This window comes from Bacillus cereus group sp. MG1, from assembly GCF_040460035.1.
Classification (GTDB): Bacteria; Bacillota; Bacilli; order Bacillales; family Bacillaceae_G; genus Bacillus_A; species Bacillus_A cereus.
The window spans coordinates 810,006-833,657 of record NZ_JARVGY010000001.1; the positions used below are offsets into that span (position 1 = coordinate 810,006).

Here is a 23,652-nt window from a genome sequence, read left to right on the forward strand (position 1 = left end):
TATGATTCTATTTCATGAAAATATGAAGAATTTATTCTTTTCTATTGAGGTAAAGCATCATATACATATGGGTCAGTTGGCTTATTAATTTTTTCGATTTTGTTTACTTTTACAAGTGGAAAGACTGTTCCTTTATATGTCGTTTCATCTAATAATCCTGTTATTTTTACCCATGTTTCTTCTGGAATTTTTTCAATATTTTTCCCGGTAACAATCATCCCCCAGACTGATGCATCCGCAATACAACAAGTTATGCCATATCGAGCCACTACTGCTTTATTCCCCGTCACATCTTTATCCTTATATATAAACCCTAAGAATGTAATTTCTTTCCCTTTAAACCAATTAACATTTTGACCAATTACATTCATTGTTTGAACATAATCCTTATCCTTTACTTGTAGTTTACGCTGTCCTAACATACTTTTTACTACTTGCTCTTCCGTTTTATAAGTCGTTGCTAAATTTGATGTTTCTTCTGAATCAACTGATACTTCTCGCTCATCAAACTTAACCTGTTTCCCCTCTTTTTCGTTTCTTTCCAGACTTCTCGCCTGTACACTTTGATTCATACCCCTTTTTCCTCCTAAACTTCCATCAATTGTTACACTTCCAAAGAGAAAAGCACTAACTATCGGAACAACAAATAAAACATATACAAAGAAACTTTTTATCCCTGATTTTGATGTTGTATGATGTTTACAACAATTGCAATCATGCTGTTTTTCTCTTCTATCTCCCCAAACTTGTACAATACCAAAAATTAAAATTACTACAAAAGCTATATACGTAAATTTGATCATTTTTGGAGCGATAAAATTATAAATATTCCCTGTTACAAGTAGTTTAAATAAGAGCATTGCTAAACCAATTAAAATAATGCCACGAATATAGCGATGATATGCCTTCTGCTCCTCTTTCTCCATTCTTTCTCACCTCCTATAACATTATGATTTGCACGATGGTATACACAGATACAATGACAATTCCCATCAAAAAGAATACAAATCTCTTTTGAAAATACGCAAATAGCATTAACGTATTTTTCATATCAAGCATAGGCCCAAACACAAGAAATGCGAGAAGTGCCTTTATCGAGAAAACATGTCCAAAAGACGCAGCTATAAAAGCATCGGCTGCAGAGCAAATTGATAAAACATAACCAAACCCCATCATAATAATGGGAGCAATTACTTCGTTATGTGCTACTGCATCCAGTACATTCCGATCAAAAAACGTTTGAAATACACTTGCTAAAAAAGCACCAATCAATAAATACTTACCAGTATCAAAAAACTCATCTACAGTGTGATTCATAACATCTTTCCAACTCTTTTTTTTGCTTATTTGAACTGAAACCTCTACGTCTTTTAAAACATTTCTTTCGCGATAGCAATAATACACAATTAGACCTATGAATAGAGCAACTAGAATTGTTATCCCAAAGCGTGCATATACAACGTAATCATTTTTTGGAAACGCATATACAGTAGATAAAAGAACAACTGGATTCATAATGGGTGCACTCAATAAAATAACAATGCCTACATGAAGTGGTAGCCCCTTTTGAATGAGCCTTCTTACAATTGGTATAATGACACATTCACACATTGGAAAAAGAACTCCCACAAATACTGCTGGAATCATTGCAACAATTGGAGATTTCGGCATTACTTTTTGAATCATATCTTCCGTCACAAACACTTGAATACATGAAGAAACAATTACCCCTAATAAAATAAAAGGTATTGCTTCAAAAATGATACTTAAAAATACCGTATTCACATTCAGCCATTCCTGCGGTATATTTGTGTGCAAATTTACTAGACTTGTAAAATCTACAAAAAATAATAAAAAGAGAAACATAGCGATAAGAGCTATGCCTACTAATTCTTTTGAAACTCTATTAAAGACCAAGCTTCTCGTCTCCATTTTATTTACATGTAAACATGTGCTTGTCCAAATGCTTCATACTACAGCACAAATTTTATAGTCTATTTCTATTCTTAAATCGTAATCATTATGATTTATTATTGATTTTTCTTTTCTTATCGTTTAATATAAAACGTAATCATTACGATTTAAAGGAGAGATCATTTCATGAAAAAAGTACCTATCACTGTATTAAGTGGTTTTTTAGGATCTGGAAAAACTACCTTACTACATCACATTTTGACTAATAAGAATAACTTAAAAGTAGCTGTTATCGTTAATGATATGAGCGAAGTAAACATTGATGCATCTCTTATAAAAAAGGGTGGTTTTTCACGTACGGAGGAAAAACTAGTAGAGATTCACAATGGCTGTATTTGTTGTACACTACGAGAAGATTTAATGATAGAAGTGAATCGTCTTGTGGAAAATGGTGATATTGACTATATTATTATTGAATCTTCTGGTATAAGTGAGCCTATTCCAGTTGCTCAAACGTTTACTTATACAGACGAAGTCCTTAACATTGATTTAACGAAAAATTGTCGCCTCGATACGATGGTTACAGTTGTAGATGCAAATAGATTTTGGGATGATTTTGCAGATGGAGAAAGTTTATTAGACCGAAAACAAGCAATCGATGAGAATGATACCCGAGAAGTTATTGATTTATTAATAGATCAAATTGAATTTGCAAACGTAATTATTCTTAATAAGATAGATTTGCTAGAAAAAGAAGATGTGATAGAGCTTCATCATTTACTAAAAAAATTAAATCCTAATGCAAAAGTTCTTGAATCTTCGTTTAGCAAAGTACCATTACAAGAAATTTTAAACACAAATCTATTTAATTATGAAGAAGCCAGTCAATCGGCCGGCTGGATACAAGAATTAAATAGTGACCATCATACACCGGAAACGGAAGAATACGGTATCAATTCCTTTGTTTACCGCCGCAAATATCCTTTCCATCCCGAGCGCCTTATGAATTGGCTAGAAAGATGGCCTTTAGATGTTGTAAGAGCGAAAGGATTCTTCTGGCTGGCATCTCGTAATAATATGATAGGGCTTCTATCTCAAGCAGGTTCCTCTATTACAATTCAAGGAGCCGGTGAGTGGATAGCGGCATTATCTGAAACTGAAAGAAATCAAATGATTACAGAAGAACCAGAAGTATTGAAAAACTGGGATAAACAATATGGAGATCGAATAACCGAACTCGTATTTATCGGAATTGATATGAACCGTTCTTTAATTGAACAATCATTAGATAGTTGTCTATTAACAGAGAAAGAAATGAAACAAGATTGGGATATATTTGTTGATCCTATTCCAGCTTTTACTTATACTTCATAACAATTAATAAAAGGCTTCAGTAGAATGAAGCCTTTTTTACTTTATAGTACTCTTATTTAATAAGTTTGCTTTAATTATGAATACAATTGTACCTAAAACAATTAATATAGCATATACGATACCAACTACATTACCTATTTTTTCTAAGCCAAGCGGTAATATTATAGTAGCAACTCCAACTATATAAGAAAATGCTCCTGAAAGCTTCGCTAATTTATTTTTATCTCCAACAAACGTTTCTTCTTGATATCCTGCTAACAAAAACAACCTCTTTTTCACATGTATTTGATACCCTAAAAAAATGATAAGTAACCCTACAAATAAACAAACTAAAAATCCAGCTAACATATACTCCCCCTCCTCTACAATATTTTACTATACATAAAAAATAAAATTAGAAATTTCAGTTTATTAACACGTCATTCTGTGATATATTGCATATTGTATTCAATTTGTATTTTTAGAAAGGAGAATGTTAGATCATATGGATTCAAATCGATTAAAAGGAATTATAATGGTCATAATCGGTGCTTGTTTATGGGGCTTGTCTGGTACAGCTGCACAACAACTTTTTCAATATGACAATGTTTCAACCGAATGGTTAGTTACGATCCGTTTACTTATATCTGGAATTATTTTGCTCATTATTTCCTCATTCGGAACGAGAAAAAAAGAGATATTTAGCATTTGGAAACAAAAATCTGATGCTATTAAAATGATTTTGTTTGGTCTATTCGGTATGCTTGCTGTACAGTATACGTATTTCGCTTCAATTAAAGAAGGAAATGCTGCCGTGGCAACATTATTACAATATTTAGCTCCTATATTCATCACTGTATACTTACTTTTCAAATGGAACGTTCGTCCATCAAAAATTGATTTCATTTCAATTACCCTTTCATTAGTAGGCACTTTTCTCTTACTAACAAACGGGTCTGTCCATAACTTGGCTGTTTCTACACCAGCTATTATTTGGGGGATTTTATCTGGATTATCTCTCGCTTTTTATAGTTTATATTCAAAGGAATTGTTAGAAAAATGGTCTTCCTCCGTTATCGTTGGATGGGGCATGATTATTGGGGGTATTGGTGTAACGATTGTACACTTTATTTCTACAAACGAATTCATTTTATTATCAACTATGAAATATGTAAAACTAAGTACCCTACCGCTCATCACATTTGTCGTCATTTTCGGGACACTTATTGCCTTTTATTTATACTTAGACAGCATACGATACCTGACTCCGAAAGAAACAACATTATTTGGTTGCACAGAACCACTCGCAGCTATTATTTCTTCTGTACTTATATTGCAAGTGCCATTTCAATCTTTTCAGTTATTAGGCGCTTTTTGTGTCATTGTAATGGTGCTCATCTTAAGCCAAAAGCCGGATGAAGGGAAACAAAAATTAAAGCTTGTTCATGCAAAAAAGGAAAATATACAATGAAAGGATTGAATTCACTATGCCTGTCCCTCAAAATTATAAAAAACCAGGAAGAGTTTCAGCAAAATCACTCGTTTTAAATCAACTACAAAATTGGATTATTGAAGGTGTACTGAAGCCCAATGAAAAAATTAATGATGGGGAATTGGCTGAGGCACTAGGAGTAAGCAGAACACCTGTAAGAGAAGCACTTCAAATATTAGAGCTTTCTGGATTAGTGGAAATGGTACCAGGGCAAAAAACGAAAATTGCTCCTATTAAGTTAGACGACGTATCTATCATTTATGAAACGATGGCTGGTCTTCACTCTATTATAGGAAAGCAAGCTCTTCAAAACATTACAAACGCTGATATTCAACTACTTTCTGAAATAAATGAGCATTTTCAGCAATCTATAGAGAAAAAAAACGCAAAACAAGCTTTAGAATTAGATATACAATTCCACAATACAATTTCTTCTATTGCTAAAAACCAATATATTGAACCCTTTCTAGAAAATATGCAACTTCACGTTTTACGTCTTGAATATTTGTTTTTCCAAAACTTTGTTCCAGCAAGTCAATCTATTGAAGAACATCACTCTATCATTCAAGCATTACAGAAGCAGGACGAAAAACAAATGGAACAAATAATGACCCAAAACTGGCTCCGTCCCATGAAAGAAATACAAAAAATAATTTCTACGAAATAAAAAGAGAGCTGGTTACACAAAATCGTAACCAGCTCTCCTTTTACTAATCTATATAGCTACGCCTGAATATTCGCATAATCTTCCATATCTTCGTACTCTTTTTCCAATTCCTCTAAAGACAGCTCGTATAATTGTCGGTCGCGAATCTTAAACACACCTGCTCCAATTAACTCATCAATTAAATGCCTCTTACGATTTTCAACAGCAAAACGGAGTTGACTACTCATCTTTTAAAAAACTCCTTTCTACGATCATTGAAAATGATAATCTATATCAATTACCACTTTTGATTATAAAAGATGACTCTTTATAAGTAAAGTAATTTCATGAAATATTTACCTTGCAAAGTACTTGTGGCCACATTATATATATGTATGCCGTGCGAAAAATGTTATGACACTTTTTCTTATCCTTTTTCTTTCATACTTTGCAAGTTGTCTCATCATGATTAAATTCACCATCTATTTCTACTTGAATGGTGACATGTTCTACATGAAATTTCTCCTTTAATACATACGTAGCCTCTTTTAATACACTTTGCGTTTCATTCCCTTTAATAATAAGATGACATGTTAATACTTGAAAATCTGATGTGACAGACCATATGTGCAAATCATGAACTTCTTTGACAATCGGAATATTTAATAACGTACTTTTTACCTCTTCAACATTTATGTGCTGTGGTGCACCTTCCATTAATATATGAACCGTATCACGTGTTACACGCCATCCACTAATAATGACTAAAATAGACACAAGAATACTAGCAATCGCATCTGCAGCAGTCCATCCGAAAAATTTAATAAGTAACGCAGCAATAATCGCTCCGACGGAACCCAATAGATCGCCTAGTACGTGCAGGAAAGCACTTCTTAAATTCAAATTACCTTTCACATCTCCGCCTCTCATTAATATCCAAGCTGATAAAATATTAATAAGCAGACCAAGGACTGCAATAATGAGCATCCCATTACTAGCAATCTCAACTGGTTCTTTAAAACGACGGATTGCTTCAATAAAAATGTATACTGAAATGACAATAAGAACGACACCGTTACATAATGCTGCTAACATTTCGACTCGCTTATACCCGTATGTTTTCGCAGTTGTTGCTGTTTTTTCTCCGAGTTTAAACGCAAGTAAACTTAAAGCTAAAGATACTGCATCACTTAGCATATGCCCCGCGTCAGATAGTAGTGCTAAGCTATTTGTTACAAATCCACCAACAACTTCTGCAATCATAAAACTTGTTGTTAGTAGGAAGGCAATTAGTAACGCCTTTTTATTTTTTGAATGACCATGATCATGCGAATGTCCCATACTTATACTCCTTTAAGTACAATATCTGTATGTTAGTATGAAACAAACTCCCCATCTTTATCCCGAATTGACTGATTGTAAACGCCCGCTTCCTCTGTATACACACTTCGCTATTTTTTAAACAATCCCTTTTCTCAAATAAAACAAGACTACTTCTTTTTTATTTTCATATTGTTTACTAATGAAAGAATTTTTAAGGAGGTTACTTAAATGAAACGTTTATTTCTCTGTATGGAACGTGAACTTGTTGTAGTGAAAGAACACAATGATAACTATGAAACGACTTATCACTTACAAAATATGCAACCTACCTGTATCGCTGTTGATCCATTTCAAAAGAATCGTGTATATTGCGGAACATTTGGACGAGGTCTATGGTTAAGTGACGATAGTGGGGATTCATGGCGACCAATTGGAGATTCTTATCGTTACTTTGATTTCCCTAAAGAAGATGGTATTTTGCACTCCTCTATCACTTCCATAACAATAAGCTCAAATGAACAAGTTAACGGATATGGGGTCGTTTATGTCGGCACAGAACCGAGCGCTTTATTTCGCTCTGAAAATGGTGGTGAAACGTGGACTGAACTTAAAAATATGAAATCATTATTATCTTCTTATACATGGGCTTTCCCGCCTAGACCTTTTACCCATCACGTACGCTGGATTACAGTTGATCCAAACAACCCTAATACAATACACGTTTCAATCGAAGCTGGTGCTGTTATTCAAAGTAATGATAAAGGGCATACATGGATTGATAAAAAATTCGGTGCTCCTATCGATGCTCATCAATTACTTATGCACCCTGAAGCATCAAATCGCCTTTATGCATCATGTGGTGACGGATTTATGGGCGGACCTGATCGTGCTTATCTTGAGAGTTATAACAATGGAAACAGCTGGATCTCATGTAGTGCAGGACTTGAACATCATTATTTATACAGCATGGCTATTGATCCAGCTGATTGTGATACGATTCTCGTTTCTGCCGCGCCAAGTGCTGATCTCGCTCATCATCGTATCCCTTATGAGTCTTATATTTATCGAAAAACGAAAGATACTCCTTTCCAGCAAGTACAACAAGGACTACCATCTGCAATCGGTACAGTCATTTCGATGTTTGCTACAAACGAAGCCGAACCACATACGTTTTACACGTTAAATAACAATGGCGTCTTTCAATCCAATGATAGCGGCGAATCGTGGGAACAACTAAACATTCCGTGGAAAGATGAGTATAAAACGCAGCATCCGCATGCACTATTCGTCACTAGTTCTTAACGAAAAAAGACTGCCTAAATGATTTTAGGCAGTCTCTCTTTTATTTCTTTAAATCAATGACAATATCATCTAACACAATATCTTTGCTCTTCGCTTCTTTTTTCGGCACTTCTATTTTCTTCTCTTTCCCATTCACATACTCTACTCCACCATGATTTTCAGGTGTATGTACTCGCAAGTGCACGCGAGGTGTAACGATAAGCTTTGTTGCATTTTCGTTTAGTTTTTGGAAGGTGGCACTCCAATGGATATTGTAAGGATCGTTGCCACTTCCCCCATTTCCTTCACCCGAATAAATATTCCCTAAATCATCCTTAACCGTCAATTCAACATCTACACTATCCCATTCTTTCCTCGCGCCCTTAGAAACCTCTTGATTGTAATAAAGAATAAATGAAACTGGCGATATTGCGACCTTTTCCATATTTGCTTTTATACCTTCTTTTTCTGAACTCCCACCAATTGTTCTCTCTTTACTATCCACTGATTTTACAGTTAACGCGAAATTCCAATTACCTTGTATTGATTTTTTCCTATCTGGCATCTCTATTCTCTCTATATTCCATCTAAAGTTTACTTTGTCCTTTTTATTGCTATCATGATGCGTCGTTGTTACCATACCTACATACTTTTTTTCAGTAACTTTAGTCATTTTACCACTGCCTGAACTACCATGAGCGTCCATTATATCCAATCCACCTAATATGATAGGATCCTCCCCTAAGTCCTGCTCACTTTCCAGTGAATACGTTATAGATAATGTTCTGCCATCAGAAATTACATCATTAATTGTAACCTTAACCCCATTACTCTCTTTTGTCATATTCAACTCAGTCGAAAATTCCTTATAATTTTCATATAACCCCGTTCTACCATTATCTAAAAATCGGAATATGTCACCTACAATTGGCAATCCCCCGGCATATGTAGGAAAACCGATACCAAGAGTTGCAACCGATAACCCTACTAAAATTGATGCAGCAGCGACATCTTTTTTCCAACTTTTCATCTTTTTCTTCGTACGTATCGATTGTTTTACATTTCGTTTTACTTTTTCCTTTTCAATTTCAGAAGCCTCAATTTCTTCTAGTTCTTTTTCATCTATATCAATATCATTTAATAGTTCATAAATGTCTTTCATATTGCACTACCTCCAAAACTAATATTCGTAGCATTTTGTTGTAGTTTCTTTTTCCCCCGGTACACTCGATTATCAATTGCTGCCCGAGTTAATCCTAACTTGTCACCTATTTCCTCTGTCTTCATACCAAGTAAATATTTCATAATGAACACCTTTTGATCTAGCGGTTCTAATTGATTAATGAGCTTCAATAATTCTTCCCTATCTTCCATAACGATTAATTCGTCTTCTGCTGATTTTTCTGTACTGATATGAAACTCATCTGAAATGATTTCTACTGTTTTAGTCGATTTCCGGTAATAATCAATTGCTTTAAACTTCGCAATCGCTGCAATCCACTTTTTAAAATCACTCGGCTCTCCATGGAATTTATTTGCGTTATTCCAAATGGAAAGAAATATATCGTTTATACATTCCTCTATGAGTCCATCATTTTGAATGGGAAGTAGAACTTTATGCGTGATCCCCTTTATGAGTGGTAAGTATGTATCGACAACGAATTCTAACGCGTCTTCTTTTTGCCGCTGTAATCTTTTTATAAAATTTTTCTCATTTGATTTCATGTAGCGATTCCCCTTATTGTTTTGTAAAAGCTTTTACACCCTATATAACGTCTGAGAAAATTTTTTCTCTCATCTTTTTTATTTTTTGTATGTAATGGAATACTTTCCCTTAGCCATTTTCTCACATAACTATGCATTCAAAGAAAACTTTCTCAAGTCTGTAATTTAATTCATGTAGTACACTATTTATATAGTCACTCTTTAATTTAGTGTACATTTTATTTCATTAATCTATTTTAAAAATTAGGAGATGAGATGTGTATGTGTGGAATTACAGGTTGGGTAGATTGGAAAGAAGACCTTTCAAATCAACATGTTATTTTAAAAAAGATGGCAAATAGTATTCAGCATCGTGGTCCGGATGCTGAAGGATTTTGGTTTTCACCTCATGCGGCCTTTGCACACCGGCGTTTAATTGTAATTGATCCAGAAGGCGGGACACAGCCTAAGACATTTCGTGCTGGTGATTATACGTATGCTCTTACTTATAATGGAGAAATTTATAATTTCCGTGAACTGAGAGAGCAGCTTCAAAAATGTGGGCATGCATTTGAAACCCATTCAGATACAGAAGTATTACTACATGCTTATTTAGAATGGAAAGAAGACTGCGTACGACATTTAAACGGAATTTTCGCTTTTGCCTTATGGGATGATCAGAAGCAACAATTGTTTTTAGCACGAGATCATTTAGGTGTAAAACCACTCTTTTTTACAGAAAGAAATGGCAGTATTATTTTCGGTTCTGAAATTAAAGCATTATTAGCGCATCCATCTGTCCCTGCTGAAATTGATGCGAATGGAATAAATGAAATATTTGGATTAGGCTTATTTCGCACTCCAGGATGTGGCGTCTTTAAACATATTCAAGAAGTACGTGCTGGACATTCTATAACATTTACACGTCATAAAAAAGTAGTTACTAAGTATTGGAATTTAGAAAGTAAGTTCCATACAGACTCTATAGAAGATACATCTTCGCATATTTTATCTATTTTACAAGATACAGTAAAAAGACAATTAATTGCCGATGTTCCTCTCGTTTGTATGTTATCAGGCGGATTAGACTCTAGCGGTATTACTGCACTTGCGGGTAAAGAATTTGCTGCTGAAAATAAAACACTTCATACGTATTCTGTTGACTTTGTAAATAGCGCAAAAGATTTCGAACTGACATTTGCTCGCACTGGTTTAGACGCTCCTTGGGTAAAACGCGTTTCTGAACATGTCGGGACAGCGCATCATGATATTATTGTGAATGCTGAAGAATTAGCAAATCACTTATTCGTTCCCCTTCATGCAAAAGATTTACCGAGTGCTGGTGAAATGGAAACTTCACTATATTTACTATTTTGCGAAATGAAAAAAGATGCGACCGTAGCTTTATCCGGCGAATCGGCTGATGAAGTATTCGGTGGATATCCTTGGTTTCATCAAGAAGAACTACTATATGTAGATAAGTTTCCTTGGCTAACAAATTGGAAAAATACATCTCCTCTTCTACTAAATGAAGTAAGTAACCAATGTAATCTAGAAGACTATATTGATACAAGATTCCAAGAAGCGATACTTGAAGTACCTACTCTTGAAGGCGAAAGTAAAAAATCCGCGAAACAACGTCAAATGTTTTATTTATTTTTAACAAGATTCCTTCCTTTCTTACTTGACCGTAAAGATCGTATGAGTATGGCTGTTGGATTTGAAGTTCGTGTACCGTTTTGCGATTATAGATTAGTTGAATATTTATGGAATGTTCCTTTCAACATAAAAAGTATTGATAATATCGAAAAAGGCATTTTACGTAGAGCACTACAACCAGCTTTACCTGACGATGTACGCAATAGAAGAAAAAGCGCTTATCCAACTTCACAAGATCCACACTACTTACAAACAATCCGTAATTTAACACTTGATATGTGTAACAATAAAAACAATCCTATTTTCTCACTTATTAACCATTCCATCTTACTTTCAATTGCTGATCAAAGTAATAAAGTGATTAACAATTTTGAAGCAAGAAGTGCCATGGAGTATATGCTACAAGTAAATGAATGGTTGAAAACATATCACATCCATATTGCTTAACAAAAAGGAGTTCAAGGATAAAAACCTTGAACTCCTTTTATATTAATTAGCACATTGTTTATTATCAGTATCAATAGACCATCCAATAATCGTGGCACAGTCTCTACCTTTCCACTGTAGTACATTTGTTAATACGGGCTCAATCTGCAAGCTATTTCCGTCGTGTAATATTTCTACTAAAGATTGATCATCATCAAACCTTCGTTTGTCACACTCTAAAATACCGTCCGTTGCCATTACAATGTGATTCATTCCTTTTTCTAATCCTCTTACACCTGACGTAAAGCAAGGTGTATTTGCTGCAAAAATATTTTTCCTGCCAATATATTCGTAATTTTTCCGTTTATTTAATCGTCCTTTTCCATTTTTCGTTTTCTCAGAATGGAATAAATACGCGAAACAATCACCAACTGATAACCAATATAAAAATTCGCCTTTTCGTAAACAAATTAAGCAAGCGAGTTCCTCATCATCTTGATCACACTTTTTAATAAATAACTCATCTGTAAATAACGCTAATAAGTACATATGTGTATGATGAAAAGCTAAATGTATTGGATAGGAAAATAACTCTTTTAATTTCTCTTTTCTTTCTGAAATCGCTTCTATTATATAATCAATATTTTTTGTTTTGTGGTGTGTATCAAAAATCATAACAAATTCAAATTGTAATTCAGGGTCCCACCAAGCAAGTACCGCATCTCCTCGTTCATATGCATCACTTTCTTGATTTCCCCCATATACGCCGACTGAAAGAGGACCACATTTTTCAACATGTATTTCATCTACATACATCTGTTCATGACTCATCCATTTGAATGTATTCACAACTATCATCCTCTCTCTTGCTAAATGTATACCTTTACACATAGATTACCTTATATTTCAATAAAAATAAACTTTTTCAACATTTTTTACCCAAATAAAAGGATTTTATTTCTAAAACAACGAATATATCTTACTATACGATATAAAAAAGGGGATTTATTATTATGAACAACATTAATCAACATTGGGAGAGCATTTATTATCACTTACGATACGAATACGATGACAACCTTTCCCACCAAGCAATTCGTATTTTACAAATCGTTTCTCGTGAGAAAGATATAACAATTGGAAAAGTCGCTACTGAGCTTAGTCTTTCTCATAACACAGCATCTGAACATATAAAGCGCCTTATTCAAAAGGGGTTCATCGTTAAAGAGAGAAATAAAAAAGATGAAAGATTGGTAAACCTTACATTAACAATTGAAGGAATTGAAGTATTAGAAAAACATACTTTACTAGATAAAGAAAAGATAAAAATATTAGAATCACAGTTATCAAAAGAAGAACAACAATTAATTGAAAAAGCATTTTCGTTATTAGCGAAGGAGGCAAAATATGCATTTCCTCGTTAAAGCAATCGTTTCGGCACTTATTATCGGCGTTATCACTGAAGTCGCTAAACACTACAGTACGATAGGTGGCTTTATTGCTGCCCTTCCTCTCGTGAGTTTACTTAGTCTATTTTGGATTTCATTTGAAGGCGGGAATAAACAAGAATTGAGTCAATTTGCTTTAGGAGTATTATATGGATTCCCCGCATCAGCACTACTATTATTTATTGTCTATATTGGTTTAAAAAATTCATTTACACTTAGTACATCTGTCCTACTCGGTATAGGTGTTTGGTGTATCGTTTTTGCTTGTCAAAAATTATTTCAAGCTTAGGAGGAATTAACATTCATAAATTTGTAGAAATAATGGGGCAAAATATAGAAGTACATATAAAAGGAGGTGGTAAACAAACTGTAGTCATTCAAACCGGAATGAGTTGCTCATTTTATGATTGGCTTCCTATTATAAAAAAGCTTTCACAGCACTTTACAGTCGTTTCATACCATCGCCCAGGTTACGGGAAAAGTGAGCTAGGAAATCAACCACGTACAATAAGGCAAGTTACAAAAGAGCTGCATATGTTACTAAACAAACTAGCTATTCAAGAGCCATTTATTCTAATCGGTCATTCCTATGGAGGATTATGTGCACAACATTTTGCGATGTTACATGAAGATAAGCTGCAAGCACTTATTTTAGTTGATTCTACTTCGATGAACTTACACCGTTTAGATGAACTTCATTTACCAATTTCTGATCAAACTGACTCGGATGATATGTAGCTTGAAAAATATAATACATACTCCAAAATGGATGTAGACACACTTTATAATGAACTAAAACCTATTCTCACCGATCAATCAAAACAGCAAATTGGATTCTCTACCTCGCCTTCATTATATAAAGCGACAGCTTCTGAACTATCGGAGTGGAAAAACTGTGCTCTCTCACTAAAAGAGCTATGTAAAACATTAGAAATACCATTAATCGTTATCGGTAGAGATCCTCAATATTCTATTACTCAATTGACTAATGGTGGCATGCCAAAAGAGGAAGCAACACAACTTGAAGCAATGTGGCAAGAACTGATCCATGAACAATTACAACTCTCAATACATAGCCAATATATACTTGCCGAACATGCTGGTCACGGAATCGAAATTGATCGGCCTGATATTATTATTGGGGCTGTTCAATCTCTATAAATAAAAAAAGGAAGCAACTAAAGTTGCTTCCTTACTTATCTATTCATAATCTTCTTCATCATCGATTTCTTCGTAATAAGCATTCCCATTACTTACATAAATAGGGCCATTCGCAACATCAATACGTAATACCCATGCCCATGGCACAGCTAAACGCTTATGTATTGCTCGCCAAAAGCTCATTGATTTTCTTTCGTACTCCTGGAACTCCTGAAGTAACTCTTTATAGGAGGAACCGTCTAACTGAATATTTGCTTCTAGCAAACGAGAATGGGCATAGTACTGCAGCTCTAGTTCAGCAGCAATTTCCATTTCTTCTTCTGTTGCCATACCAATAATTGTTCCATCTGCTGGTGCAATTTCATATACGTTGTGAACTTCAATAAGCCCTTCTTTCTCTTTCTCAAACATGTAAACAGCCTCCTTTAACATATAATTTTTATGTTACAAAGTCATACTTCTACAATAACTTCTCTCTTTCCTCTTTTTTTGATAAACTTTTACAAAATATTTAACCGATGACCTGTTTTCTCTATTCTTTCAGCAGAAATGAAACGATTTTTATCAAAATTTAATTTATACACATCGGGCATATGAAGTGTTTTCCAAAACTCCAAATCATATTTCGAATTAAAATAATTCATTAGTAATACCATAATATTTCCATGCGTACCTATTACAATATTCTTACCTTCATATTTTTTTAATATATTTTGTATACATATTACAGCGCGCTTTTGTGCTACAGTATTCGATTCTCCGCCTTCGTATGCAAAACTCCAATCTTTCCACACATTCTGCATAGCATCATTAAAATTTGATACTGGCTCTGTGCTCAATAATCTTTCACGCAAATCTTCTTCAGTTTGTATTGATAATTTATATGTATTCGCAATTCCTTGTACAGTTTGGATTGCTCTTTTGTAAGGACTAGAAATAACAACATCAATATGTTTATCTTTTAATAAATGCGTTACATTTTCTGCATCACAGTGCCCTTTTTCAGATAAAGATCGTTCCCGTTCTTCTTTTGTATATGTAGAATGGGCATGGCGAACGAAATATATTGTTGTCATTTTTTAACCTCCAATCTTATTTTCCATCTATATTCAATAATAAGATTGGAAAATCCTGTATTACAAAAGAGCACTTTTCATAAGTGCCCCTTTGTTTACATAATAAAATTATTTCATTATAATTTATTTCCAAACTCTTCATCTGTTATAGCATCTTGAATAAAATAATCTATATTATTTCTCAGTTTTTGATATGAAACTTGATCTTCTATATCGTTAAACATAATGACAATTTCTACTTTATCCCCTTTCTTATCTGTAGTATACAAGCTTTTTGTCAATACGAATGCGGTAGAACCACCTTTTTGACCAGCATATTCGAACTTACTATTTTTAACTGTTCCTTTGAAAATGTTCTCGATCTCTTCTTGCATTGATTTTGGAAAATAATTTCTACTATTTATCTTTTCCATTATACTCATATAATCTTTAGCGTTTGCACCCACTAATCGATCTGACCAAATTCGCTGAAATTCCATATCTACCTTTAATGGAATATCCCGTTTTTTCCATTCTTCTTCATCTTTCATCCATTCATGAATTTGTAACACATGTTTATTATATTCTTCCTTTGACATGTTACGTATCATTTCTAACGATTGATTTTTTGGCTCATGAAGCTCTTTTTCTACATACCCTCTCATATATAGTGAAGCAGTATACGAAGAGAACTTGTCATGACTAGTAAGCTCTAACTCTTTTAAACTATCATTTACTCTTTCTATTCCAAGCTTATCTAACAAATATGTCGTATTTGCATTAGAGCTATAATGAATCATTCCTTTTGCAACTTCTTCTAAAGCGATTTGTCCATTTTCCACTAATTCTCTCGCTTTTGCATCTTCTAACCAATCAGGATGTACCCCACCATCAGTGTTTTTAACATAATATTTTTCTAGCTCCTGCAATGAAATTTGTTCATCACGATTGATTTTTCCTTCTGACACTTGCTTAGCAAATTCAACTGCTATTATGATTTTTGCCATACTTGCTAATGGCAATTTTTTATTTTCATTTATAGAAGTTAATACTTCTCCATTTCTTTTAATAAGTAATGAACATGTTTCATCTTCTTTATGTTCTTTTATGTACTTTAATACGTAATCAGGATCTTCTTTTGACAAATAGTAATTCATAATAACAAAGAAAGCTATAACAGCTACTATAATGACTCCTGCAATTATTCCTATAATCTTTAATATGTTCACAATATACCCCCTCTAACAAATTTCCTTCTATATCATAATTATACCGAACTGAATTACAAAATTATACAAAAAAGAATAAATATTCCTGCAAACAAAGAATCATTTTTTTATTTCACACTGTATTGTATGGAAAATCTCATGAATATGTCTAACTTTCACATAACAAAAAAACATGCCTTCATTAGGAAAGCACGTTTTGTGATATTCTTCACATTGTTTAATTAAAAAATAAATGTTTACTTACCATGATGTAACATTAAATCACTAAGTTCTTCTTCAATGTGATTTAATTTCGCAACGCCTTCTTTCCATTTATGAATATAACGTGAAACCCCAACGAAAAACAAAACAATAATTGTGGAAAGAATAATACCATATACGATTGCTACAGTACTCATAGTTACACTTCCTTATAATTAGTAATGTGGTTATTAGTTATATTTTTATTATAAACCTTTTTCTTTTAAAATACTTCGATTTCAACTTTTTGTAACAAAATTGATTTTTCTAACATTTCGTTCGTGAAAATGGCATATTTTTCACAAATTATACAAAACTTCACCATATGTACTATTACCATATGAGTTATATTATTAAATAGAATAAAGGGGATGATATACTATGACGACTTGGTTTATTGTAATGTTAGTTGTATTTGGAGCATTTAAAATTATCGTTTCTAGCCTTCCTAACACTGTTATTGAATCCATTATTAGCAAGTACGAAACACATCCAAAACTTGAAGAGGAGAATGTGACTATTACAATTCATGGAAATAACGTAGAAGGCGAACAGAAATCAAAAATTATTCATGATTTTAACGAAGGTTTATTTTTAGATCGCTATTATGCACCACCACACAATGAGGGTACGCCTTTAATTATCAATGCAAAACGTGGCAAAAAGAATTTTACATTTTATATTTATAGTCACGAGGAGCATGTTGATGTTGTAAAACAATATAAAAAGAAGGTAGTTGCTTATAGTTTACGCTCTAAAAACCTTCAAAATAGTGATATGTTCGTGTCAGCTGACTTAGCTTAATACTCATATATTGGAAAAAGGAATCCACGAAATATGGATTCCTTTTTTCTCATTTACTGAAAAATAAGCTCTGTCTTCAAACTATCTTTCGGTAACAACCAGCCTTTTTTCTCTAAACTCGCCATTAATAATTCCCTTTGCTTTGTCGCAATACTTTCTTCATTTGTTTTAAATGACACTTCTATTACGAAGTCATCTTCTAATTTTCCGGTATTACTTAATGGCCAAATTTCAATATTTGCTTTTATGTTTTCAAACTCTCCTGTATATCGTTTCATTAATACAGGACCGTAAATACGGGAACTCTTTAACATTTCCTCTCCCCAATTTGTATACAACCATTTGTTCATTTTCCCTGGTAATTTTTCTATTAACATGTTTTGAGTAGCTTGTTCATTTGGTAAATCAAGTATCCCATATCCTTTAGCGCTGTAACTTTTCTTATTTGAAATGCTTAATGTTTTCTTCTCAAATCCCCAATCTATTTCCGCCTCATAACTATCCGTATTACTATCGAATCCTTCTTTTTTAGCTACTTCTAGTGCATCTTGAATTACACCATTTGGAATAGGATATCTTTTTTTATATGTTAATTCAAAATCTTTACTAAATTCTTTCTTTCGAATTCTAGCAAACCAACCTTCCTCGCTTAAACTTTTATTCGCAGTATCTAAAAATTGCACTTGTATTCTTTCATATTTTGTACCAGCCTGGAAATGTTCTAGCACCTCTTGCTTCATCTCTTTGTTATCACCTAATACTTGTTCTGGCTTCAATAATAACTTTACTTCAAAACTAGGTTTCATTGGACTAGCTGCAAACCCTTCCTTAACGTTATAAAGGAAACAACAAAAGAAAATGCTTACGAATACAAATACTTTTTTCATATACCTATCCCCTTTACATTTCAAATGACTTCTATACGTTCCATTGCAAGTGAATATACATTTTCATACCCTGCTGTACTTAGCTTTTGTTGTAATCGATCCGTATCCTCTTTCAAAGCGTGCACTAACACCGTATGTTCTGGTAATAATGTATTTAGCATCTCTTTAACGTCTCTTATACTTTGGTGAACTTTATACGGAATTCTCTTCACCCTACATGTACTCCTTACATGTTCTTTCATAACTTTTTCTGCAAAACTCCCTTTCGCAATATGCCCAGTAAAAATAACGGCATTCCGTTTTTCATTCCGAAGTTGTTCATAGTATAACTGTGCTCGTTTCGTTTGCATATTCGCATCACTCATTACAACTATTCCGTAACTATTTTGCATACTAATGTCATTATCCATAACTATTATGTTTCTTTTTAAACTCTCCATAATCCATTTAAGTTCTTCATTATTTTTTATCCAACCTTTATATATGAACATCTCTTCAAATCCAGCCAAAATTTCTTTATCTACTATAAGCGGAAATTCTTTATATCGTTCATATAAATACAATACTATATCTTGCGCCCTACCAAGTTGTGGCAGCGGTAATAATGCTATTCCTTCATTTTGCATAACTCGTTCAATTTCTGCACATAGATCGTCTAATCTTTCATTTTGCGAAACATCATCTGTGTGATAAGCGGCATCTACAATTGCAACTTTTATATTGTGGCCCAATTTCTCAGGTAAATTAGCTCGTAGTATATTAGACTCTGCTGAATAGTCGCCTGAATAAAATACGTATGTATTACACATATCAACTAAAAACCAAACAGCTCCTAATACATGCCCACTATACCCCCACTGAAACCGCAATGTAGGAGTAATTTGTAACCATTCATTTGGATTGCTAATCTCATCAATACATACATAATTTAAATCTTTTATATGTTGGTCGCTATAAGGTAAATTCCATCCTTGCATCACATTATAGTTTCTCCATTTTTCATAATATAACGGCAGTTGCTCCTTCGTATAACGAGTCGTCCAAATTTTTTTCTTATAGCCATACTTCGCTAATAAAGGTAAACCCATCGTATGATCTTCATGAATATGTGATAAAAATACCGCATTTAAAAATGGAACAGCTTCTCTCTCTATTTTTGGATAACCATCCTCATAAGATCGATTAATACCACAATCAAATACTATTTTCGTCTCTTTATTTTTTACAAAATAGCAAGAGCGACCGTATTCTCCTGCTCCTCCCCATACTTCCACTCTCATCATGCTACCCCTTTTCGCTTTTGCTCCATATGTTGCAGCAGTAATAAGCACATTGTTGTAAGTCCAACAGAAACAACGGCCATCGCCATTCCTATAGATACTTCACCCTGTTCAAATTGAGCAAAAATAAACGTTGCTGACGTTTCTACTGATGGAGGTAATACGAGAAGTGATGCTACTAACTCTCTTATTGAAATTGTAAATGTCATCGCCCATCCGGCAAGAATGCCTGGGATAATAAGAGGCAATATTATTTTTCTAAAAATATAAATATAATTTCCCGAAAAAATACTTCCTGCCTGTACGAGAGAATCATCAATTTGTCCGAGTGATGATTTTACATATTGCACCGTGTAAGGTAAAAACAGAACAACATACGTTATGATAACCATAATTGGTGTATTATAAATTGATATAGGCATATATGGTGAATTCCAAAATAGAATAAGACCTACAACCATAACGATTCCTGGTACCATATTCGGTAACATACCGCACATATCAAGCCATTTTTCAGAGTTTTTTTTCCCCTTTCGAATCATAAGTGCCAAAAAGACTCCAATCATTACCGCAATAATCGCTGTTACGAGTGAAAAAAGAAAACTATTCCATAAAGCCTCTAATCCCGGAGATCCCATTGTAAACAATGCCTCATAATGGCTTGTTGTAAAGTTATTTACATGTAAACCGCCGCCTCTTAATTTTGACAAAGAAGCAATAAGTATAGAAAAGTATGGAATTCCAATTGATACGATTAATAAACCAATTACATACATCCATGCTACAACGCGCGTAAATATAGACAAAGTATATCTTTTTGATTTCACACCTTTTCCACTAACCATTGCATATGAATACTTTCGATTCAATACATTTTGCATATACCAAATGAGCATACAAGCACTAAGTAATAAAGAAGATAATGCTGTTGCACTACTAAAATCAATTGGCCAACTCGAAATAAATTTATGAATTTCTGATGTTAACACGTGGAATCCTATTCTACGTCCGAATGTAGCCGGTGTTCCAAATTCAGCAATCGTCTTTACGAAAATGAGTAAAGCACCCATTACATAACTTGATACTAATAACGGCAATATTATTTTTCTTAAGCGATAGAAAAAACTTCCGCCATGAACTGCTGCAGCTTCTTCTTTACTACTCCCAATCTGAAGTAACGTGTTTTTCAGCATGAAATAAAGAAATGGGAATAAATGCAGACTCATAATTAAGACCATACCTCCTAAACTAAAAAACGATGATGAAACTGTCTTTAGCATCGGGAAAAATTGTTCAAAATAGCCGTTAGGTTGCATGAACAAAATCCAGCCCATCGATCCAATATACGGCGGTGTCATAAATGGAATCATAAAAACAATATCTAACTTACTATACTTTCCTACATCTGTTTTGCTCATAATAAATGCCAATGGAAATGCAAATATTGTAGCACCTATTACAACGAGTACACCTAGAAGCATCGAATTTAGAAAAATCCCCGCTAATCCACCACTCTGCATCACTTCAAAAGGCTTTAAAAATTTCCAACTGCTATTTTCATATACACTAGAAAATAAAATAAGAAAAAGTGGAATGACGATTAACATCGCGACAAGTAATAACGCTACCGTCATTCCAACTTGTCTTACTGATACGAATCGATTTACCATGGAATCACCATCTTATTGAAATACTTTCTTAAATTGTTTCCCTATTTCATCTTGCTCTTTCTCAACTGTTTTCCAATCAATATTTAATACTGGAATCTCTTCTACATTTGGTCTATTTTCAGCTTTTATATCTGTTCTACCAGGCAATAAATACGCTTTAGAAACTTGTTTTTGTACAGCATCGGATAATAAATAATCAATAAACTCTTTTGCACCTTCAATATTTTTACTATCCTTCATAATCCCCGCTGCACGTGGGCTAATAACTGTTCCGCTTTTTGGATATACGATATCAACAGGTTCACCCTTTGCTTTTGCGCTATACGTCATATAATCAACACCCGCAATGACCATATCTTTCGCACCTGTTACAACTGGGTCTAACGCTTCCTGGTTTGCTCCTGCTACTGTAACTTCATTTTTCTTAAGCTGCTCAAATAAATTCCATCCATCTTGTCCATTCTTTTTCACGTATCCTGTTACAAAGTCTAAAGCTGAACCTGAAAGTGCTGGATCTGGAAGATTCACTTTCCCTTTCCATTCTCCTTCCGTTATATCGCTCCAATCTTCAGGCGCCGTCTTCACATTTTTTGTATTGTACACAATCCCTAATGCTGAAGCACTATACCCGAAATAATGGCCTTTATCATCTGACCATTCAGAACGCAGCTTATCAGCTTGTTTCGCCTCTTTATAAGCTAACGTTTGACCCTCTTTCTTTAATCCTTCCATCGCTGGTAAGGAAGCGAGTACGACAACGTCAACGACTGGATTTTTCTTTTCAGCTTCCATTCTCGCTAAAATTTTACCAGTTGTCCCTTGAAACATTTCCACCTTTATACCAGTTTTCTTTTCAAAGTCTTTTTGAATTTTTTCTGCTAACCCTTTTGGCCCTGCACTATATACAACAATTTTCTTTTCATTCATATTTTTACTTTTTGCATCTGCATTACCTGTCTTTGAACTACAACCTGTTACTACAGTAGAAAATAGTAAAGTACATACAAATAAAGACTTAAGCGAACTGAATTTCTTCATACGATTCTCCCCCTATATGATGAATACATTTTTTTGGTACATATAACGATACTGGTTTCCCGATGCTTAATTTACTATTGTGATAAGCTGTCCATATTCCGAGTGCCCCCATGTTTACTTTTATTTCATACCGTTCTCCTACATATGTAACGTGCTTAATTTCACCTGTATACATTTCGCACACTTCATTTTTCGTCCAGCTCACATGCTCTGGACGAACCATTTTTTTACCCTCTACAAGCCAATTCGCCTTACCAACAAATTTGGCAACAAATTCATGAGACGGTTTCACATAAATATCTTCGGGTGTTCCTTTTTGTAATACTGCTCCTTGTTTCATGACAATAATTTGGTCTGACATTGACATTGCTTCTGTTTGGTCGTGAGTGACATACAGTGCAGTTAAACCAATGGAATGAACGATATCCATAAGCTCTATTCTCATTTCTTCTCGCAAAATTGCATCGAGCGCACTTAGCGGTTCGTCAAACAAAATAAAATGAGGTTTTGTTACAATTGCTCTAGCGAATGCGACACGTTGTTGCTGTCCACCAGAAAGTTCGTGCGGATACCTTTTCTCCATACCTTGCAGGCGAACACGCTTTATCGCATCTTCTACTTTTTCTCGTAAATGATTCATTTGCTTTGTAGCTCTTAAACCAAATGCAACATTTTCAAAAACAGTCATGTGCGGCCATAAAGCAAAATCTTGAAATACCATACCGATATTCCGTTCATTAGGAGATGTCTTTATCTTTTTTGTAGCAGAATACATGCACTGGTCTCCAAAATATATTTCTCCCTTATCCGGTTCTTCAAGTCCTGCTATCATTCTAAGTAAAGTCGTTTTCCCACATCCCGAAGGTCCTAAAAGTGTAGTGAATTCCCCTTGTTTCATTACAATCTGCAACGGCTTTAACGCTTGTGTTTTTCCAAATGTTTTTTCTAATCCATTAATTTTAATATCCATCGTCTCACCTCTCTCCCCTCATTCTTAATCTGCTTTCATTCTATATGGAAGATTTATACTTAATGTTAATGT

General features: G+C 34.0%; 26 protein-coding genes and 1 pseudogene. 9 read left to right on the forward strand and 18 right to left on the reverse strand.

All coding sequences use genetic code 11. The annotated features are described in order from the left end of the window. Nucleotides 1-41 precede the first annotated feature (41 nt). On the reverse strand, nt 42-926 hold the full coding sequence (locus tag QCI79_RS03925) for a TIGR03943 family putative permease subunit (RefSeq protein WP_021728689.1): 885 nt from the start codon (nt 924-926) through the stop codon (nt 42-44). Nucleotides 927-939: 13 nt separating this feature from the next. Beyond that, nucleotides 940-1,932 (reverse strand): permease, encoded by a 993-nt coding sequence (locus tag QCI79_RS03930; RefSeq protein WP_170857906.1) that lies wholly within the window; start codon nt 1,930-1,932, stop codon nt 940-942. A 168-nt stretch (nt 1,933-2,100) separates the two neighbouring features. Here QCI79_RS03930 and QCI79_RS03935 point away from each other — a divergent pair, with 168 nt between their 5' ends. Further along, a complete protein-coding gene (locus tag QCI79_RS03935) occupies nt 2,101-3,288 on the forward strand; it encodes a GTP-binding protein (RefSeq protein ID WP_000757660.1) in 1,188 nt (395 codons plus the stop codon). A gap of 36 nt (nt 3,289-3,324) precedes the next feature. On the opposite strand, the gene QCI79_RS03940 is transcribed toward QCI79_RS03935, so the two are convergent. Then, nucleotides 3,325-3,636 carry a DUF3784 domain-containing protein gene (locus QCI79_RS03940; protein ID WP_000879376.1) on the reverse strand — a complete coding sequence of 104 codons (312 nt, stop codon included), beginning with the start codon at nt 3,634-3,636 and terminating at the stop codon, nt 3,325-3,327. A 136-nt stretch (nt 3,637-3,772) separates the two neighbouring features. Here QCI79_RS03940 and QCI79_RS03945 point away from each other — a divergent pair, with 136 nt between their 5' ends. Both QCI79_RS03945 and QCI79_RS03950 read left to right on the forward strand, forming a co-directional pair. After that, on the forward strand, nt 3,773-4,738 hold the full coding sequence (locus QCI79_RS03945; RefSeq protein WP_000378087.1) for a DMT family transporter: 966 nt from the start codon (nt 3,773-3,775) through the stop codon (nt 4,736-4,738). 16 nt (nt 4,739-4,754) lie between these two features. Beyond that, complete coding sequence (locus QCI79_RS03950; RefSeq protein ID WP_001987091.1) at nt 4,755-5,426, forward strand: GntR family transcriptional regulator; 672 nt, start codon at nt 4,755-4,757, stop codon at nt 5,424-5,426. 56 nt (nt 5,427-5,482) lie between these two features. On the opposite strand, the gene fbpA is transcribed toward QCI79_RS03950, so the two are convergent. Together fbpA and QCI79_RS03960 are read right to left on the reverse strand one after the other, a co-directional pair. Beyond that, a complete protein-coding gene (gene fbpA / locus QCI79_RS03955) occupies nt 5,483-5,653 on the reverse strand; it encodes a Fur-regulated basic protein FbpA (protein WP_000098302.1) in 171 nt (56 codons plus the stop codon). 193 nt (nt 5,654-5,846) lie between these two features. Further along, nucleotides 5,847-6,746 carry a cation diffusion facilitator family transporter gene (locus tag QCI79_RS03960; RefSeq protein ID WP_000510035.1) on the reverse strand — a complete coding sequence of 300 codons (900 nt, stop codon included), beginning with the start codon at nt 6,744-6,746 and terminating at the stop codon, nt 5,847-5,849. A gap of 210 nt (nt 6,747-6,956) precedes the next feature. Between QCI79_RS03960 and QCI79_RS03965 the strand changes: the two genes are divergently transcribed. Then, nucleotides 6,957-8,030, forward strand: coding sequence for a WD40/YVTN/BNR-like repeat-containing protein (locus QCI79_RS03965; RefSeq protein WP_000825302.1), 1,074 nt, complete (start codon nt 6,957-6,959; stop codon nt 8,028-8,030). A 40-nt stretch (nt 8,031-8,070) separates the two neighbouring features. On the opposite strand, the gene QCI79_RS03970 is transcribed toward QCI79_RS03965, so the two are convergent. Together QCI79_RS03970 and QCI79_RS03975 are read right to left on the reverse strand one after the other, a co-directional pair. Next, nucleotides 8,071-9,171: a DUF4179 domain-containing protein gene (locus tag QCI79_RS03970; protein ID WP_000653115.1), complete on the reverse strand. Its 1,101-nt coding sequence runs from the start codon at nt 9,169-9,171 to the stop codon at nt 8,071-8,073. After that, nucleotides 9,168-9,734 (reverse strand): sigma-70 family RNA polymerase sigma factor, encoded by a 567-nt coding sequence (locus QCI79_RS03975; RefSeq protein WP_000840007.1) that lies wholly within the window; start codon nt 9,732-9,734, stop codon nt 9,168-9,170. The genes QCI79_RS03970 and QCI79_RS03975 overlap by 4 nt, the downstream gene beginning before the upstream one ends. A 261-nt stretch (nt 9,735-9,995) precedes the next feature. Between QCI79_RS03975 and asnB the strand changes: the two genes are divergently transcribed. Continuing rightward, nucleotides 9,996-11,819: an asparagine synthase (glutamine-hydrolyzing) gene (gene asnB / locus QCI79_RS03980; protein WP_000333942.1), complete on the forward strand. Its 1,824-nt coding sequence runs from the start codon at nt 9,996-9,998 to the stop codon at nt 11,817-11,819. Between the two features lie 42 nt (nt 11,820-11,861). Here the strand turns inward: asnB and QCI79_RS03985 are convergent, their stop codons facing one another. After that, nucleotides 11,862-12,689, reverse strand: coding sequence for a PP2C family serine/threonine-protein phosphatase (locus QCI79_RS03985; protein WP_001999549.1), 828 nt, complete (start codon nt 12,687-12,689; stop codon nt 11,862-11,864). A gap of 122 nt (nt 12,690-12,811) precedes the next feature. Between QCI79_RS03985 and QCI79_RS03990 the strand changes: the two genes are divergently transcribed. The 3 genes and pseudogenes from QCI79_RS03990 (at nt 12,812) to QCI79_RS04000 (ending at nt 14,407) form a co-directional block, all read left to right on the forward strand. Then, entirely contained in the window at nt 12,812-13,222 is a 411-nt protein-coding gene (locus tag QCI79_RS03990) for a MarR family winged helix-turn-helix transcriptional regulator (RefSeq protein WP_001059780.1), read from the forward strand. Then, nucleotides 13,206-13,535 carry a DUF3147 family protein gene (locus QCI79_RS03995; protein ID WP_000545607.1) on the forward strand — a complete coding sequence of 110 codons (330 nt, stop codon included), beginning with the start codon at nt 13,206-13,208 and terminating at the stop codon, nt 13,533-13,535. Before QCI79_RS03990 ends, QCI79_RS03995 begins: the two co-directional genes overlap by 17 nt. Next, nucleotides 13,496-14,407 (forward strand): annotated as a pseudogene (locus QCI79_RS04000) (alpha/beta fold hydrolase). The gene QCI79_RS03995 and the pseudogene QCI79_RS04000 overlap by 40 nt, the downstream one beginning before the upstream one ends. Nucleotides 14,408-14,446: 39 nt before the next feature. On the opposite strand, the gene QCI79_RS04005 reads toward QCI79_RS04000, so the two are convergent. The 5 genes from QCI79_RS04005 to QCI79_RS04025 form a co-directional block, all read right to left on the reverse strand. Next, nucleotides 14,447-14,818 (reverse strand): hypothetical protein, encoded by a 372-nt coding sequence (locus QCI79_RS04005; protein WP_000461766.1) that lies wholly within the window; start codon nt 14,816-14,818, stop codon nt 14,447-14,449. Between the two features lie 89 nt (nt 14,819-14,907). Next, nucleotides 14,908-15,483, reverse strand: a complete 576-nt coding sequence (locus QCI79_RS04010; RefSeq protein WP_000208300.1) for a histidine phosphatase family protein — start codon at nt 15,481-15,483, stop codon at nt 14,908-14,910. Nucleotides 15,484-15,599: 116 nt separating this feature from the next. Then, on the reverse strand, nt 15,600-16,691 hold the full coding sequence (locus QCI79_RS04015; protein ID WP_021728688.1) for a serine hydrolase: 1,092 nt from the start codon (nt 16,689-16,691) through the stop codon (nt 15,600-15,602). Nucleotides 16,692-16,927: 236 nt separating this feature from the next. Beyond that, nucleotides 16,928-17,089 carry a hypothetical protein gene (locus tag QCI79_RS04020; protein WP_000108701.1) on the reverse strand — a complete coding sequence of 54 codons (162 nt, stop codon included), beginning with the start codon at nt 17,087-17,089 and terminating at the stop codon, nt 16,928-16,930. 65 nt (nt 17,090-17,154) lie between these two features. Continuing rightward, a complete protein-coding gene (locus QCI79_RS04025; RefSeq protein WP_001987133.1) occupies nt 17,155-17,271 on the reverse strand; it encodes a hypothetical protein in 117 nt (38 codons plus the stop codon). Between the two features lie 41 nt (nt 17,272-17,312). Here QCI79_RS04025 and QCI79_RS04030 point away from each other — a divergent pair, with 41 nt between their 5' ends. Then, nucleotides 17,313-17,735 (forward strand): YfmQ family protein, encoded by a 423-nt coding sequence (locus QCI79_RS04030; RefSeq protein ID WP_000214592.1) that lies wholly within the window; start codon nt 17,313-17,315, stop codon nt 17,733-17,735. 53 nt (nt 17,736-17,788) lie between these two features. On the opposite strand, the gene QCI79_RS04035 is transcribed toward QCI79_RS04030, so the two are convergent. Genes QCI79_RS04035 through QCI79_RS04055 form a run of 5 tightly spaced genes read right to left on the reverse strand, consistent with a single transcriptional unit; the run spans nt 17,789 to nt 23,580 of the window. Then, on the reverse strand, nt 17,789-18,622 hold the full coding sequence (locus tag QCI79_RS04035) for a hypothetical protein (protein ID WP_000755311.1): 834 nt from the start codon (nt 18,620-18,622) through the stop codon (nt 17,789-17,791). Between the two features lie 20 nt (nt 18,623-18,642). Then, nucleotides 18,643-19,905: an MBL fold metallo-hydrolase gene (locus QCI79_RS04040; protein ID WP_023901493.1), complete on the reverse strand. Its 1,263-nt coding sequence runs from the start codon at nt 19,903-19,905 to the stop codon at nt 18,643-18,645. Next, entirely contained in the window at nt 19,902-21,572 is a 1,671-nt protein-coding gene (locus QCI79_RS04045; protein ID WP_021728687.1) for an ABC transporter permease, read from the reverse strand. Before QCI79_RS04045 ends, QCI79_RS04040 begins: the two co-directional genes overlap by 4 nt. Before the next feature lie 12 nt (nt 21,573-21,584). Then, nucleotides 21,585-22,610: an ABC transporter substrate-binding protein gene (locus tag QCI79_RS04050; RefSeq protein ID WP_021728686.1), complete on the reverse strand. Its 1,026-nt coding sequence runs from the start codon at nt 22,608-22,610 to the stop codon at nt 21,585-21,587. Next, nucleotides 22,588-23,580: an ABC transporter ATP-binding protein gene (locus tag QCI79_RS04055; protein ID WP_021728685.1), complete on the reverse strand. Its 993-nt coding sequence runs from the start codon at nt 23,578-23,580 to the stop codon at nt 22,588-22,590. Before QCI79_RS04055 ends, QCI79_RS04050 begins: the two co-directional genes overlap by 23 nt. Between the last annotated feature and the right edge of the window lie 72 nt (nt 23,581-23,652).